The sequence below is a fragment of the Flavobacterium ustbae genome, from assembly GCF_003946915.1.
In the GTDB taxonomy this organism is placed as follows: domain Bacteria; phylum Bacteroidota; class Bacteroidia; order Flavobacteriales; family Flavobacteriaceae; genus Flavobacterium; species Flavobacterium ustbae.
The window spans coordinates 39,251-55,439 of the sequence record NZ_RPOC01000003.1 but is presented as its reverse complement, the minus strand read 5'-3'; the positions used below and the strand labels follow the sequence as shown (position 1 = coordinate 55,439).

General features: G+C 33.1%; 18 protein-coding genes. 17 read left to right on the top strand and 1 reads right to left on the bottom strand.

From position 1 onward, the window contains the following. Positions 1–6: 6 nt before the first annotated feature. Complete coding sequence (locus EG814_RS06000) at positions 7–483, top strand: DUF6691 family protein (protein ID WP_125719922.1); 477 nt, start codon at positions 7–9, stop codon at positions 481–483. A 282-nt stretch (positions 484–765) separates the two neighbouring features. Here the strand turns inward: EG814_RS06000 and EG814_RS05995 are convergent, their stop codons facing one another. Then, complete coding sequence (locus EG814_RS05995) at positions 766–1,233, bottom strand: hypothetical protein (protein WP_125719920.1); 468 nt, start codon at positions 1,231–1,233, stop codon at positions 766–768. A gap of 185 nt (positions 1,234–1,418) precedes the next feature. Between EG814_RS05995 and EG814_RS05990 the strand changes: the two genes are divergently transcribed. The 16 genes from EG814_RS05990 (at position 1,419) to EG814_RS05915 (ending at position 16,058) form a co-directional block, all read left to right on the top strand. Beyond that, on the top strand, positions 1,419–2,996 hold the full coding sequence (locus tag EG814_RS05990) for a glycerol-3-phosphate dehydrogenase/oxidase (RefSeq protein ID WP_125719918.1): 1,578 nt from the start codon (positions 1,419–1,421) through the stop codon (positions 2,994–2,996). 287 nt (positions 2,997–3,283) lie between these two features. After that, on the top strand, positions 3,284–3,742 hold the full coding sequence (locus EG814_RS05985) for a MarR family winged helix-turn-helix transcriptional regulator (RefSeq protein WP_125719916.1): 459 nt from the start codon (positions 3,284–3,286) through the stop codon (positions 3,740–3,742). A gap of 11 nt (positions 3,743–3,753) precedes the next feature. Next, a complete protein-coding gene (locus EG814_RS05980; RefSeq protein WP_125719914.1) occupies positions 3,754–4,386 on the top strand; it encodes an NAD(P)H-dependent oxidoreductase in 633 nt (210 codons plus the stop codon). A 37-nt stretch (positions 4,387–4,423) separates the two neighbouring features. After that, entirely contained in the window at positions 4,424–4,990 is a 567-nt protein-coding gene (locus EG814_RS05975; RefSeq protein ID WP_125719912.1) for a YceI family protein, read from the top strand. Positions 4,991–5,196: 206 nt separating this feature from the next. Next, positions 5,197–6,477, top strand: a complete 1,281-nt coding sequence (locus EG814_RS05970; RefSeq protein WP_125719910.1) for a hypothetical protein — start codon at positions 5,197–5,199, stop codon at positions 6,475–6,477. A gap of 300 nt (positions 6,478–6,777) precedes the next feature. Then, a complete protein-coding gene (locus tag EG814_RS05965; protein ID WP_125719908.1) occupies positions 6,778–8,178 on the top strand; it encodes an anthranilate synthase component I family protein in 1,401 nt (466 codons plus the stop codon). Positions 8,179–8,289: 111 nt separating this feature from the next. Continuing rightward, positions 8,290–8,733: a hypothetical protein gene (locus EG814_RS05960; RefSeq protein WP_125719906.1), complete on the top strand. Its 444-nt coding sequence runs from the start codon at positions 8,290–8,292 to the stop codon at positions 8,731–8,733. Between the two features lie 99 nt (positions 8,734–8,832). Next, positions 8,833–9,399 carry an anthranilate synthase component II gene (locus EG814_RS05955; RefSeq protein ID WP_125719904.1) on the top strand — a complete coding sequence of 189 codons (567 nt, stop codon included), beginning with the start codon at positions 8,833–8,835 and terminating at the stop codon, positions 9,397–9,399. Positions 9,400–9,553: 154 nt separating this feature from the next. Beyond that, positions 9,554–9,961 carry a GNAT family N-acetyltransferase gene (locus EG814_RS05950; RefSeq protein ID WP_125719902.1) on the top strand — a complete coding sequence of 136 codons (408 nt, stop codon included), beginning with the start codon at positions 9,554–9,556 and terminating at the stop codon, positions 9,959–9,961. 121 nt (positions 9,962–10,082) lie between these two features. Beyond that, the gene (trpD, locus tag EG814_RS05945; RefSeq protein WP_125719900.1) at positions 10,083–11,075 is read left to right on the top strand and encodes an anthranilate phosphoribosyltransferase; all 993 of its coding nucleotides are present in this window, start codon (positions 10,083–10,085) and stop codon (positions 11,073–11,075) included. Between the two features lie 80 nt (positions 11,076–11,155). Further along, positions 11,156–11,935 carry an indole-3-glycerol phosphate synthase TrpC gene (trpC, locus tag EG814_RS05940; RefSeq protein ID WP_125719898.1) on the top strand — a complete coding sequence of 260 codons (780 nt, stop codon included), beginning with the start codon at positions 11,156–11,158 and terminating at the stop codon, positions 11,933–11,935. A gap of 259 nt (positions 11,936–12,194) precedes the next feature. Continuing rightward, positions 12,195–12,827 (top strand): phosphoribosylanthranilate isomerase, encoded by a 633-nt coding sequence (locus tag EG814_RS05935; RefSeq protein ID WP_125719896.1) that lies wholly within the window; start codon positions 12,195–12,197, stop codon positions 12,825–12,827. 11 nt (positions 12,828–12,838) lie between these two features. After that, positions 12,839–14,020, top strand: a complete 1,182-nt coding sequence (trpB, locus tag EG814_RS05930; RefSeq protein ID WP_125719894.1) for a tryptophan synthase subunit beta — start codon at positions 12,839–12,841, stop codon at positions 14,018–14,020. A gap of 84 nt (positions 14,021–14,104) precedes the next feature. Further along, the gene (locus EG814_RS05925) at positions 14,105–14,425 is read left to right on the top strand and encodes a gamma-glutamylcyclotransferase family protein (protein ID WP_125719892.1); all 321 of its coding nucleotides are present in this window, start codon (positions 14,105–14,107) and stop codon (positions 14,423–14,425) included. Between the two features lie 147 nt (positions 14,426–14,572). Continuing rightward, positions 14,573–15,334 (top strand): tryptophan synthase subunit alpha, encoded by a 762-nt coding sequence (trpA, locus tag EG814_RS05920; RefSeq protein WP_125719890.1) that lies wholly within the window; start codon positions 14,573–14,575, stop codon positions 15,332–15,334. A gap of 10 nt (positions 15,335–15,344) precedes the next feature. Then, a complete protein-coding gene (locus EG814_RS05915; protein WP_125719888.1) occupies positions 15,345–16,058 on the top strand; it encodes a hypothetical protein in 714 nt (237 codons plus the stop codon). Positions 16,059–16,189: the final 131 nt, after the last annotated feature.

The following is a 16,189-nucleotide window of genomic DNA, read 5'->3' as shown; positions in this document are numbered from 1 at the left end:
TCAAAAATGAGTTTAGAAAATAAAAATACAGATGGCGAAGGAATCAACGCAAGTCAGAAAAAAGAAAATGCATTCGCAAACCTAAAATATTTAATCGTTGGAATCTTTTTCGGAATTGTATTCGTAAAAGCAGAAATCATCAGCTGGTTTAGAATTCAGGAAATGTTTAACCTTGAATCATTCCACATGTATGGTGTAATTGGGTGTGCTGTTTTTGTTGGATTAATTTCAGTTCAATTAATTAAAAAATTCAATATTAAAACTCTTGACGGAGAAAAAATAGAAATTCAGCCAAAGACTTTCAGCAAAGGACAAATCTACGGCGGATTATTATTCGGTTTTGGATGGGCAATTACTGGAGCTTGTCCTGGGCCACTTTTCGCGCAGATTGGAACTGGCGCAACGGTAATTATTGTTACTTTATTAAGTGCTATTGCTGGAACTTGGTTTTATGGATTGATTAAGGATAAACTTCCTCATTGAGATTTTTGTTAGAGGTTTCAGGTTTCAAGTTGATTTAACATAAATAACAAACCCGACAGGTTTTAAAAACCTGTCGGGTTTATCTTTTAGAATAGATGTTTTTTTTTTGCAAACTAATTTTATTTAAAGTAATAAAAATCGTATGTTTATATTTCAAAAAACTAACTAATTTATAGATGTCAGATAAAGAAAAACCGCAGCAAAGACCACAACCACAGCCAAGACCACAGCCAAGACCTAATCCTGATAGAGGTTTAGAGCAAAAAGGAGTACCAAGACCTCCTAAAAGGTAACTATAAAAAATATGAAAGTAAAAATCAAACCTAAAAACATAAAAACCATGCTTGTATAATTTAGCGTTGTTGTTAGGTTTGAAAATCTTTCCGATTCTTTATCATAGTTATTTTTATCACATTCTAGCTTTGCCATCAATTCGTCTCGATTACTCTGAGTTTTAGTTTCTTCAATTTCAATTTCGCAATCATACATAAGGTAACTTTGTTGATTTGCCTTGTAACCAAATTGCTGAGATATCAAATTAAGGATTATCCCTATTAAGAAGAAAAATGCTGAAAATTTAATTAAATAAAGGCATTCACATATTGTTTTAGTAGAAGCCAAATATTTAATTGTTTCTAAACAAACATATATTCCTGCTCCACAAATTGAGATTATGAGTAAGTCTATTCTTTGAATGCTATAAAACATACCATCCCATGATTGTTTTTTACCTTCTTGTGAATTAGTCATTTAAAAAAAATTAAATTATAGAAATCTATTTTATTAGCAAACTTAAATAAAATGTCTATTAAAAAACAACAGAAGTTTATTACAGTTTAAAAACTTTTTCAAAATCTAATTTCCTTCATCTAAATCTAATTTCGTTTTGTTAAGTTTGCTTTGAACAACATTTCCCAAACAAGCAAACTAAAAATATGATCCGTTCCGAACAGTTATCTCAGTTAGAAAATACAGAAAAATGGGACGTAATCATAATTGGCGGAGGCGCAAGCGGACTCGGAACTGCTATTGATGCTGCAAGTCGTGGCTATAAAACCATTTTATTAGAAGCAGTCGATTTTGCGAAAGGAACTTCGAGCCGAAGCACCAAATTGGTTCATGGTGGCGTACGTTATCTCGAACAAGGCGATATTCATTTGGTTAGAGAAGCATTAAAAGAAAGAGGTCTACTGGCTCAAAATGCCAATCATTTAGTAAAAAATCAATCTTTTGTAATTCCGAATTATCATTGGTTTGGCGGTTATTTCTATACTTTCGGATTAAAGATTTACGATTTATTATCGGGTCGTTTGAGTTTAGGAAGTTCCAAATATCTTTCGAAAAAGAAAACTATTGAATTGCTTCCCAACGTTGAGGAAAACGGATTAAAAAATGGTGTTATTTATCATGACGGACAATTTGATGATTCCCGTTTAGCAATAAACATGGCGCAAACTGCTGTAGAAAATGGCGCTTGTGTTTTAAATTATATAAAAGTTGTCAATTTACTAAAAGACGAGAAAAACCAAATTATTGGAGTTCAAGCTGTCGATCAGGAAAGCGGTATTAAATACGATTTGAAAGGTTCGGCGATCATAAATGCAACTGGTGTTTTTACAAACGCCATTATGAAACTCAACGATAAAGTCTATAAAAAATATATAGTTCCAAGTCAGGGCATTCATTTAGTATTTGATAAATCTTTTCTGCCTGGCGAAAATGCTTTGATGATTCCGAAAACTAAAGACGGACGAGTTTTATTTGCCGTTCCGTGGCATAATCACATTGTGGTGGGAACGACCGATACCTTAATTAAAAAACACAGTTTAGAACCTATTGCGCTAGAAAGCGAAATTGAATTTGTTTTGGAAACCGCTCAAAGATTTTTGTCAAAAAAACCAACACGTGCAGATGTTCTGTCTGTTTTTGCTGGATTGCGTCCGTTGGCTGCTCCAAAAGAAGAAGGCAAAAGCACTAAAGAAGTTTCGAGAAGTCATAAAATTATAGTTTCAGAAACTGGGTTAATTACCATTACAGGCGGAAAATGGACAACCTACCGAAAGATCGCTGAAGACATTATTGATAAAGCAATTAAAACAGGAAAATTACCTAAACGAGAATGCTGTACAGAGCATCTTTCCATTCATGGAAATAAGCTCACTAATTCTTTCGATAGAGAAAATCACCTTTATATATATGGTTCAGATATTTCTAAAATCATTGAATTACAAGAAAACGAACCTGAATTAAAAGAAAAACTGCATCCTAATTATGAATTTACTTTAGCAGAAGCTGTTTGGGCAATACGCTACGAAATGGCGAGGACGGTTGATGATATTTTAGCCAGACGTGTTCGTTTATTATTTTTAGATGCAAGAGCCGCAATTGAAGTTTCGGAAAAAATAGCACGATTAATTGCTAAAGAATTAGGTCACGATGAAGCGTGGATTTCGACAGAAATTTCAAATTTCAGACAAATTGCAAAAGGTTTTCTTCTTTTAGAATTTCAATAAAATGTAAATAACCCTGATTTTAAAAGACTTATCATTTTACCTCTCTTACAAAAGCGCCTTCTAAGCACAAAATCTTTTTAGAACATTTTTTTAGTTTAAATTAAAGTTAAACATCAAAAAATCAGCATATTAAAACAATAAATTACTTTACTTTTATGTTTTTAAAAGTTCAGATTTAGTATGTAGTTCTGAGATTTTTTTATAATTAACAAAAAATTAACACGACACTTGTATATACAACTATTAAAAGATATACATTTGTATATACAAATTATACACTTACGACTATGACAATTGAAGAGGTTATTAAGAGTACGGTTAAGATGGATAATGCGAAAAAAGTTATTCTGAATATCATGTACACGCAAAATGTAGTTCAGGATCATTTCAACGAGTTGCTTAAACCGTATGATTTATCTGGAGAACAATATAATGTGTTGCGTATATTAAGAGGACAAAAAGGGAAGCCTGCCAATATGTGCGTTATACAAGAACGAATGCTTGCTAAAACGAGCAATACAACACGATTGGTAGACAAATTATTATTAAAAGAATTGGTAACCCGAAATGTTTGTCCAGATAACCGAAGAAAAATAGAGGTCTTAATCACACAAAAAGGATTGGACGTTCTAAAAGAATTAGATCCGAAAGTAGATGCGCATGAAAACACATTTGCTGACAATTTGAAACCAGATGAGCTGGTTTTCTTAAATCAATTATTAGAAAAATTTAGAACCAATAAATAAATTTAAATACCATGAGCAATTTCGTAGAAAATCAAAATTGGAGATATGCAACCAAACAATTTGATGCTTCAAAAAAGATATCAGATGCTGATTTAAATACATTAAAAGAGGCCGTTAGATTAAGCGCTTCTTCATACGGATTACAACCTTATAAAGTCGTTATTGTAGAAAATCCAGAAATTAGAGAACAATTAAAAGCTGCGGCTTGGGGACAAGGTCAGCTTACAGATGCTTCTCACCTATTCATTTTTGCAAATGATTTAAACCTTGATGCTGGTTCTGTTGACAAATACATCACTAATATCAGCGAAGTTAGAGGTGTTCCAACAGAAGCTTTAGGCGGGTTCAGCGATATGATGAAAAATGTAATCGCAAATTTATCTGCAGATGCAAAACATATCTGGACCGCAAAACAAACTTATCTAGCTTTAGGAAACTTATTAAACGCCGCTGCTGAATTAAAAATTGATGCAACTCCAATGGAAGGTTTCAATGCAGCAAAATTCAATGAAATCTTAGGTTTCGACAAATTAGGATTAAATGCATCTGTTATCGCTACAGTTGGTTACAGACATGATGAGGACAATTCGCAGCACTTTAAAAAAGTTAGAAAATCACACGAAGAATTATTTATCACTTTATAATTATATTAATCAAATTCAAATTTTAATTTTTAACAACATGAAAAATTTAAAAACAATTGCAATAGCATTATTCGTAGCAGCAGCTGGAATCTCAGTAAACGCTCAAACTAAAAAAATCGACGTAAAAGGATCTACTATCAAATGGGTAGGTAAAAAAGTAACTGGAGAGCACTCTGGAACTGTAAACTTTAAAGAAGGTGCTGTAGTTTTCAAAGGAAAAAAATTAGCTGGAGGTAGCTTTACAGTAGACATGACTTCATTAACTGCTACAGATTTAACTGGAGAATACCAAGGAAAATTAAACGGTCACTTAAAAGCTGACGATTTCTTCGGAACTGACAAATTCCCAACTTCAAAATTAGTTTTCAAAACTGTTAATGCAAAATCTGCTGACGTTTATTCTGTAACTGCAGATTTAACTATCAAAGGAATCACTAAACCAGTATCTTTTGACATTACTGTAAAAGGAAACACTGCTACAACTGCTTTCAAAGTTGACAGAACTAAATATGATATTAAATATGGTTCAGGTAGTTTCTTCGACGGTTTAGGAGATAAAACTATCAACGACGAATTCGAATTGGCTGTAGCTTTAAAATTCTAATATACAAGCCTTACTAATTCAGAAATACAATAAGCCCCAACAGTGCACAACTGTTGGGGTTTTGTTTTTAAAAACTTTCCACAATCTTAACATTCTTAATATTATAATAACACTTTCGTAATAATCATCGGGACTTTGATTAACATACGGCTTCTAATTTTGGGACAATTAAAAAAAATCAAAAACTAGAAATCAAAATCATAGTTATGAAAACAAAATTACGCATTGCTTCTATAATCTTCATTTTCAGCTTTTTCGCACAAGCTCAACAACAGCCAAAAGGAATTACTGGTGCAACTAACTGGATGAATAACTGGACCAACTTTAAACCAGCTATAAATGAATATGATGAAGCAACCAATATAATTGCCGGAACAATCGATAAAGATACAAGATTAGTAAAACGTAATGTTTATCATTTAGTTGGTGTAGTGTATGTTACCAACAATGCTACATTAACTATCGAGCCAGGAACAGTAATTCGCGGAGACGATAAAACCTGTGGAACTTTGGTAATTACAAATGGAGCCAAAATTATAGCTGAAGGTTTAGAAACTGATCCAATTGTCTTTACCTCAGAAAATGAAAAAAACAATAGAAGACCTGGTGATTGGGGCGGAATTATTGTTTTAGGAAAAGCACCTATAAATTCTTTGGGAGGTGTTAACACTTTACCTTTTGACTTAGATCCAACTTTAAATCATTATGGAGGTCAAGATCCAGAAGATAATTCAGGAATTTTGAAATATGTTCGTATCGAATATGCTGGAAGAAAATTAAGCGCTTCTAAAGAATTAAACGGTCTTTCTCTTGCTGGAGTTGGAAGAAAAACTACGGTGAGCAATATTCAGATTAGCTTTTCAAATGATGATTCTTTTGAATGTTATGGAGGAGATTTGAACATGAGCAATTTAATTTCATTTAGAACAACAGATGATGATTTTGATTTTACTCAAGGTGCTCAAATTAATATTAGCAATAGTATTGCAATTCGTCACCCATTTTCATCAGATATTTCAGGATCAAGATGTTTTGAAGTTGATTCATACGAAAAAATTGCTAGCACAGACATGACAAAAAAAATGACCAAAGTAAATGCAAGTAATATTACATTGGTAAATTTAGAAGAAAACAATCAGGGATTGGTTAGAGAATCTGCTTATATTAAAGAAAATACATTTTTCAATTTAACAAACAGTGTAGTTTCAGGCTTTGCTCCTTTTATTTTATTAGAAGGAAATATTGGAAACGGCGAAGCTAATTTATCTAAAATTACTTTTAAAAATATTATTGCAAACAATTGTCAAGGTGAAATTGAAAGTGAATCTGGAAGCAATATTCCTGGTATAAAAAACTTTTATGGCAATCCTGCTTTTGGAATAGAGTATACTAAAATAAAAGTTTCAGAGCTATTTACACTTCCAAACATCAAAGAAAATCCAGATTTTAGATTAAATGTAAACAACACATTAGCTTCTGGAAATTAAAAGATTACAAATGTAGTTTTGATTAAAATTTAACAAATTTCAGAAAATTGAAAAGTTTTTTTTCAATTTTTATATACTCTAATTCAAATTACATTTATATCTTTGTCACATCAAAATAAGATATGAGAACAACAATGAACAATATTTGGTGGTGGAAGAATTTACGTCAGACGTCGTGAACGAAGCTTCCTATGGTATTGTAAAAACTATAAAAATTTAAAGGGCTTGTCATCACGACAAGCCCTTTTTTTTGATCAAAACTGAAACATAAATTAACGAACAACATAAAAACTATATATTTTGAAACCTTTTATTCTTAATACGCATTACAAACAAATTCTGGCAGACACCGTAACGCCTGTAAGCATTTATTTCAAAATAAGAGATAAATTTCCAAACAGCTTGTTGCTAGAAAGTAGTGATTATCACGGTAACGACAACAGTTTCTCTTACATTTGCTGCAATCCGATTGCAACTATAAAAATTGAAAATGAAGTAATCTCAAAAACTTTCCCAGACGGAACTTCAGAGAAAATTTCAATCGATTCTTCAATCAATATTCCGCAGGTAATACAGGAATTTTCAAGCCAGTTTAAATCAGAAAAAAACGATTTTAAGTTTATTAATAATGGTTTATTCGGCTACATTTCTTATGATGCCGTTCGTTATTTTGAGAAAGTTTCGATTGCTAAAAAAGACAATGCGACTTCAATACCAGATGTTTTTTATGCAGTTTATCAAAACATTATTGCCATCAATCACTTCAAAAATGAAGCTTATATTTTCTGCCACAGCATGGACGGAAAAAACAATATTGCAGAAATTGAGCAATTACTGCAATCAAGAAATATTGCTTCTTATAAATTCTCTAAAGAAGGAGAAGGTTTTTCCAATTTAACTGATGAAGAATTTAAATCAAATGTAGCTTTAGCGAAAAAACATTGTTACCGCGGAGACGTTTTCCAATTGGTTCTTTCACGCAGATTTACTCAAGGTTTTAAAGGAGACGAATTTAATGTGTATAGAGCTTTAAGAAGCATAAATCCTTCTCCTTATTTGTTCTTTTTTGATTATGGAGATTTCAAAATATTCGGTTCTTCACCAGAAGCGCAAATTATTGTAAAAAACAGAAAAGCAGAAATACATCCAATTGCGGGAACTTTTAAAAGAACTGGAAATGACGAACGCGATGCGCTTTTAGCCAAAGAACTTTCTGAAGATAAAAAAGAAAACAGCGAACACGTTATGTTGGTTGACTTGGCAAGAAATGATTTAAGCCGAAACGGACATGATGTAAACGTAGAAAAATATAGAGAAGTTCAGTTTTTCTCTCACGTAATTCACTTGGTTTCTAAAGTTACTGGACATTTACACGACAAAGCAACTACAATGCAGGTTGTCGCCGATACTTTTCCTGCAGGAACTTTGAGCGGAGCGCCAAAACATAGAGCAATGCAGTTAATTGAAGAATGCGAAAAAACAAACCGTAATTTTTACGGAGGCGCAATCGGCGTGATGGATTTTGACGGAAACTTTAACCATGCGATTATGATTCGAACTTTCCTTTCTAAAAATCATCAATTGCATTGCCAAGCCGGAGCCGGAATCGTAGCAAGTTCTGATGAAGAAAGCGAAATGCAAGAAGTTTATAATAAGCTGAGAGCTCTGAATACAGCACTTGAAATGGCAGAGAATATTTAAATTTTGTTTCAGGTTTTCTTTGTTTAAAGTTTCAAGTTATTGGAACGCAAAGCAAACCTGAAACCTGAAACTTGAAACAAATCAAAACAAACCATAAAACCACACAAAATCATGAAAAAAGCAGTATCCATTTTAGTTTTAATTATTAGCATGACTTCTTGTAATTCAGAAAAAAAGGAGAATCCGATTGAAGGAACCTGGCGTCTTATATCGGCAGAAACGACCGAAAAAGATTCTACTTTTTCTACTTTCAATAAAAACACCAAAATGATTAAGGTTATAAATGATACACATTTTGCTTTTATGAATCATGATTTGAAAAACGGAAAAGATTCCTTAACGGCATTGTATTTTGCTGGAGGCGGAAAATATACTTTGAAAGACAGTATCTACACTGAAAATTTGGAATATTTTAATAACCGTGATTGGGAAAATGGAAAATTTGAGTTTGTAGTAAAAGTTCAAAACGACACTTTAATTCAAAAGGGAGTAGAAAAAGTAGAAAAATTAGGAATAGACCGAATTATTACTGAAAAGTACGTTCGAGAGAAATAAAAAGAATTGGTTTCAGGTTTTCTTTGTTTCAAGTTTCAAGTTATCAGCAACGTGGAACCTGAAACTTGAAACCTGAAACTTTGAAACAAAATAAGAAAAATGAAAAAAATACTAGTTATAGACAATTACGATAGTTTCACTTACAATTTAGTGCACTATTTAGAAGATTTAAACTGCGAAGTTACGGTTTACAGAAATGATGAGTTTGATATTGATGAAATTGCGTCTTTCGAGAAAATTTTACTTTCTCCGGGACCTGGAATTCCAGATGAAGCAGGTTTACTAAAAGCGGTAATCGAAAAATACAGTCCGACCAAAAGTATATTGGGAGTTTGTTTAGGACAGCAAGCAATTGGAGAAGTTTTTGGCGGAACACTTTCAAATCTGGACAAAGTATATCACGGCGTGGCAACTCATGTAAAAACAGTTGTAGACGACGAAGTTTTGTTTGAAGGTTTAGAAAAAGAATTTGAAGTTGGCCGTTATCATTCGTGGGTTGTAGACACTAACCTTCCAGACGTATTAGAAGCAACTTCGTTTGATGAAAACGGACAGGTAATGTCACTTCGCCATAAAAATTATGATGTGAGAGGCGTTCAATTTCATCCGGAAAGTGTGCTAACACCAAATGGAAAAAAGATGTTGGAAAACTGGGTGAAGAGTTAAGTTTTTGTTTCAAGTTTCAAGTTTCAAGTTTCAAGTTTCAGGTTTCAAGTTTAAAGTTGTAACAACGTGAAACCTGAAACCTGAAACTTGGAACCTGAAACAAAACTAAAAACCTTATCCACTTAGCATCTTAGAACCTTAGTCCCTTAAAAAAATGGAAATATCAATTCTAGAAACTAAAGAAATCAAAATTGAAGACATTTTGGTTTTATACAAAGCAAATGAATGGAGTTCGGCAAGTAAACCAAATGAGCTGTATAACGGACTTTTGAATTCTGAAACCTTGATAACAGCTTGGGAAGGCGAGAAATTAGTAGGACTTGGTAATGCTATTTCTGATGGATTCTTGACTGTTTATTATCCGCATTTATTGGTGCTTCCAGATTATCAGGGAAAAGGAATTGGAAAAATGATTTTGGACAAAATGCAGGAGAAATACCGTCACTTTCATATGCAAATGCTCACTGCTGATGGCAAATCAGTGGATTTTTATAAAAAAAACGGATTTGAACGCGCCGGAAAAACAGAACCAATGTGGATTTATCAAGGAAATGAACATTAAAATTTGTTTTAAGTTTCAGGTTTAAAGTTTCAAGTTCATTCAAGACGTGAAACCTGAAACAAATGAAATAAAACCTTAGAACCTTAGCAACTCAGCACCTTAGAACCTTAGAATAAAAAAAATGAAAACAATATTAAATAAATTAATCAATCACGAAGTTCTTTCTAAAGAAGAAGCAAAAAATGTATTGATTAATATTTCAACGGGTCAATATAATCCGAGTCAGATTTCGGCTTTTTTGACTGTTTTTATGATGCGAAGCATTACAATTGATGAACTTTCGGGTTTTCGTGAAGCTTTATTAGAATTATGTATTCGTGTAGATTTAGCCGCTTATAACACCATCGATTTATGCGGAACGGGCGGTGACGGAAAAGATACTTTCAATATTTCGACTTTGGCTTCTTTTGTTTCTGCTGGAGCAGGAATAAAAGTGGCAAAACACGGAAATTATGGCGTTTCTTCTATTTCTGGATCGAGCAACGTGATGGAAAAAATGGGAATCAAATTTAGCAATGACCCTTCATTTTTAGAAAAATGCATCGATCAGGCAGGAATCTGCGTTTTGCACGCTCCCCTATTTCACCCAGCAATGAAAAATGTTGGGCCAATCAGAAAAGAGTTGGCCGTAAAAACGTTCTTTAATATGTTGGGACCAATGGTGAATCCCTCTTTTCCGCAAAATCAATTGGTTGGAGTTTTCAACTTAGAATTAGCGAGAATGTATGCTTATTTATATCAAAATACCGAGGTGAATTTCACCATCTTACATTCGCTTGACGGATATGATGAAATCTCATTAACTGGTCCAACCAAAACGATTTCAAATCGCATGGAAGGAATGTTGAATCCTGAAGATTTTGGCGTTCATCTTTTATCTCAAACCGAAATCGAAGGTGGAAAAACGATTGAAGAATCGGCTCAAATTTTCACGAATATCATTTCAGGAAAAGGAAACGAAGCACAAAATAACGTCGTTTGTGCCAACGCTGCAATGGCAATCGCAACGGTTAACAAATGTTCTCCAAAAGAAGGTTTTGAACTGGCAAAAGAAAGTTTATTGTCTGGAAAAGGACATCAGGCATTAAAAAAATTACAAGAATTAAGTAAATAGTTTTTTGTTTCAGGTTTCATGTTTCAAGTTGTTGGAACGCTAAGAAAACCTGAAACTTGAAACCTGAAACAAAATAAACAATGAATATCTTAGATAAAATAATAATAGACAAAAAACGTGAAGTGATTCTGAAGAAATCGATTATTCCGGTTTCGCAATTAGAAGCTTCGGTATTTTTTGAAAAAGAAACCATTTCGCTTAGTCTGAAATTAAGAGAAAGCAATTCTGGAATTATCGCGGAACACAAACGTCGTTCACCTTCAAAATCAATTATCAACAATAATTTTACTGTTGAAGAAGTGGTAAAAGGTTATGAAAATGCCGGTGCGTGCGGAATTTCTGTTTTAACAGACGGAAAATATTTTGGAGGTTCGCTTGACGATTTACTTTTAGCGAGAGCGTCTGTAAATATTCCGCTTTTGCGAAAAGAATTTATTGTAGACGAATATCAAATTCTGGAAGCAAAAGCACACGGAGCCGATTTAATTTTGTTAATCGCAGCAGTTTTAACCCGTGAAGAAATCAAATCATTGTCTGAATTTGCTAAAAAATTAGGATTAGAAGTACTGCTGGAAGTTCACAATCAAGAAGAATTAGAAAAATCGATTATGCCCACTTTAGACATGATTGGAGTGAATAACAGAAACTTGAAAACTTTTGAAGTAAGCTTAGATTTCAGTAAAGAATTAGCATCAAAAATTCCAGATGAATTTGTAAAAGTTTCAGAAAGCGGCATTTCATCTGTAGAAGCTATTCAAGAACTAAAACCTTATGGCTACAAAGGTTTCTTAATTGGAGAAAACTTCATGAAAACTGACAACGCAGGAGAAGCTGCAACTGAATTTATAAAACAGCTTTAAAGTTTAGCCACAAATTTCACAAATTTTCACAAATTTCTTTTGCCACAGATTAAAAGGATTAAAATGATTAATCTGTGAAAATCTTTTTTAATCTGTGGCAAATAAAAAAAGAAATTAGAGTAATTAGTGAAATTGCTTCGCCTGTTCGCTGTCGCTCGGGTCGTGGCGAAAAAATCAGTACAAAGCTTTGCGAACTTAGCGTTTAACATCATCTATAACAAAAAACCTTAGCGCACTTTGCGTTAAAAAACACACAACAATGAAACTTAAAATTTGCGGTATGAAACATCCAGAAAATATCCTAGAGGTAGGTGCGCTCCTACCCGATTATATGGGATTTATTTTCTGGGAAAAGTCCGCTAGATATTGCAATGGGAATATTCCCGAACTGATAAAAACAATTAAAAAAGTGGGCGTTTTTGTCAATCAGAGTCAGGAAGAAATTTTGGATAAAGTTGAAAAATACAATTTACAAGCCGTTCAGCTACATGGAACAGAATCAGTTGAGTTTTGTGAAACCTTAAAAGAAAAACTTCCAAAGAAAACTGAAATTATCAAAGTATTTTCTGCCGATGAAAATTTTGATTTTGAAGTAATTAAACCTTTTGAAAATGTCTGCGATTATTTTCTGTTTGACACGAAAGGAAAACTGCCAGGCGGAAATGGAACCACTTTCGACTGGAGCATATTAAAAAAATACCATTCGAAAAAGCCTTTCTTTTTAAGTGGCGGAATTGGAATGAATGAATTAAAAGCTATTGAGGAAATTTCAAAAACCAAATTACCCGTTTATGCTATCGATGTAAATAGTAAATTTGAAATCGAGCCAGGGCTAAAAAATAGAAATCTATTAAGCAATTTCAAACGCAAATTTGATGTTGCCAACTTTTAAAATTTTAAAAAATGAGTTTTAACGTTAACGAAAAAGGATATTACGGAGAATTTGGAGGAGCTTTCATTCCAGAAATGCTGTATCCGAATGTAGAAGAATTACGCCAGAAATATCTAAGCATAATGGACGAACCTGATTTTAAAGCAGAGTTCAATCAGTTATTAAAAGATTATGTAGGACGCCCTAGTCCGCTGTATTTTGCAAAACGTTTGTCTGAAAAATACAATACAAAAGTTTACCTAAAAAGAGAAGACTTAAACCATACTGGAGCGCATAAAGTCAACAACACTATCGGACAGATTCTGCTGGCAAAACGTTTGGGTAAAAAAAGAATTATTGCCGAAACCGGAGCTGGACAACATGGAGTTGCGACTGCAACAGTTTGTGCTTTAATGGGAATTGAATGCATCGTTTATATGGGCGAAATTGACATTGCACGTCAGGCACCAAATGTGGCACGTATGAAAATGTTAGGCGCAGAAGTTCGTCCGGCACTTTCGGGTTCACGAACTTTAAAAGATGCTACAAATGAGGCAATTCGTGATTGGATCAACAATCCGGTCGACACACATTATATTATCGGATCTGCCATTGGACCGCATCCTTATCCAGATATGGTAACGCGTTTTCAAAGTATTATTTCAGAAGAAATTAAATGGCAGTTGAAAGAAAAAGAAGGTCGCGAAAATCCTGATTATGTTGTAGCATGTATTGGTGGAGGAAGTAACGCAGCAGGAACGTATTATCACTTTTTACACGAGCCTGAAGTTGGAATTATTGCCGTTGAAGCAGCAGGAAAAGGTGTTGACTCAGGACATAGCGCCGCGACAAGCAAATTAGGAAAAGTGGGCGTTATTCATGGTTGCAAAACCCTTTTAATGCAAACACCAGACGGACAAATTACAGAACCTTATTCTATTTCTGCAGGATTAGATTATCCAGGAGTTGGACCTCTACATGCACATTTAGCACAATCAGGACGCGGAGAATTTTTCTCTGTTACGGATGATGATGCTATGAACGCAGGGCTTCAGTTAACGAAATTAGAAGGGATTATTCCGGCGATTGAAAGTGCGCATGCTTTTGCTGTTTTAGATCAGAAAAAGTTCAAACCTACAGATGTTATCGTAATAAGTCTTTCCGGACGTGGCGACAAAGATTTAGATAATTACATTGAGTATTTTAAATTGTAATAAAAGTTATACTTTTGATGTTAGCGCTTCGGCGATCTGAGATTTATTCTAAACGCTAAAAAATTAACGGGAAATATAATTATTATGGAACTATTATTCTCATACGGAACATTAAGATCAAAACAAATTCAAATGCAGATTTTCAATAAAGTTTTAAGCGGAAGTCCAGATCAGATTCTGGGTTTTAAACTTAAAAGTTTACAGATAGAAGAAGAATTTGGAATGGCAGATTATGTTGTTGCAGTGCCAAGTGAAAGTCTGGAAGATATTATACATGGAGTCGTTTTTGAAGTGTCGAGTTCTGAAATGTTAAAAGTCGACCAATTTGAATCTAATTCATACAAAAGAGTTCAGGTCAAACTAAAATCTGGAAAAACAGCTTGGGTTTATACCGAAAACAAATAATAGAAAATGATTTTAGTAACACACACTAAAATTATTATTGCCTAAAATGTGTTCCTGCAAGGTTTTCGAAACCTTGTAGGCCTCTATTAATTACTTATCAAAATATCTACAAGGTTTCGAAAACCTTGCAGGAGAAAAATATAAAAAATGAACAGAATAACTCAGAAATTACAAGAAGATAAAAAGATACTTTCTATTTATTTTTCTGCCGGATATCCGAACTTAAATGATACGGTGCAGATTATTCAGGATTTGGAAAAAAACGGAGTAGATTTAATCGAAATTGGACTTCCTTTTAGTGATCCTTTGGCAGATGGACCGACAATTCAGGCGAGTTCAACACAAGCGCTTCATAACGGAATGACAACTCAAATTCTTTTTGATCAGCTAAAGAACATCCGCGAAAGCGTAAAAATTCCGTTGATTATTATGGGATATTTTAATCCGATGTTACAATACGGAGTGGAAGCTTTTTGCCAGAAATGCGCCGAAATCGGAATCGACGGATTAATTATTCCAGATCTTCCAGTTGATGTTTATGCAGATGAATACAAAGCGATTTTTGAAAAATATGGTTTAATTAATGTGTTTTTGATTACGCCACAAACTTCAGAAGAGCGTATTCGTTTTATCGACAGCGTTTCAAATGGATTTATTTATATGGTAAGTTCTGCAAGCGTTACAGGATCTCAAGCAGGTTTTGGCGATACTCAAGAAACGTATTTTGAAAGAATTGCCGATATGAATTTGAAAAATCCTCAAATTGTTGGTTTCGGAATTTCAAATAAAGAAACATTTAATCAGGCCACTAAATATGCAAAAGGCGCCATAATTGGAAGTGCTTTTATTAAACATTTATCTGAAAAAGGAAGCGGTAAAATTGCTGAATTTGTTGGGGAGATTCGATAAATAAATTCAAATGAAATATTTTAAAATCTTCATAATTATTGCATCCTTATTCTTGAATATGAGTTGTGACCGTAGCTGGAAGATTTCAGAATTATTTGTTCAAAAAATTGAAAATTCCTCTAAAGTTATTTATAAATATGATGCTTGGGGAGGACGCGATTCATACATATTTGGATATACTATTTTAGATTCAACTCAAGTATTTGATATCAATAATGTTGAATCATTGCCTTTTCAATATTTTGAAACCATTCCAACAAACAAAAACATTTTTGGAGTTATTCCTGAAGAACTTGACGATCAAGTAGCTCCTAAAAAAAACTTTTTCCCCTTGAAAATTAAGAATACTGATGAAAAAGGGATTAAAATTAAAACTAAGATTTTTCAAAATGAAGGTTTTGTACTTAGAAATCAAGGTTATAAAAGATATCAATTTGAAACATTTAAAGAATCTCGCGATAGTATTTTCTTTTATAATTTAAATGACGTTGTGAGTTTTGAACCTGAACATTTAGATATTTTAAAATTCAAAAAAACAAATATTTTCATCAGAACGAAAAGTTCTAGTAGTGTCTCTACAATATCTATTGAAGATCTAAAACTATCACCAAAAGATGAAATTATTTCTAATATCAGATATGATCTGACACCAAAAAACAAAACTGATATTCGATCATTTTCTAATATTGGTATTTTTAAGCAAGTGAAATTACCAAAGAATTAAATTGAAAGCAAACAGCCTGCAAGACTTAGTTTTTCAGGCTTTTTTATGCTTTAGAAACAATTTCAGAACCACAAATCTCGAAACCATTTTATGTTAATATTGTGTTAAAATAAAATTAAACAAGTGTTTAA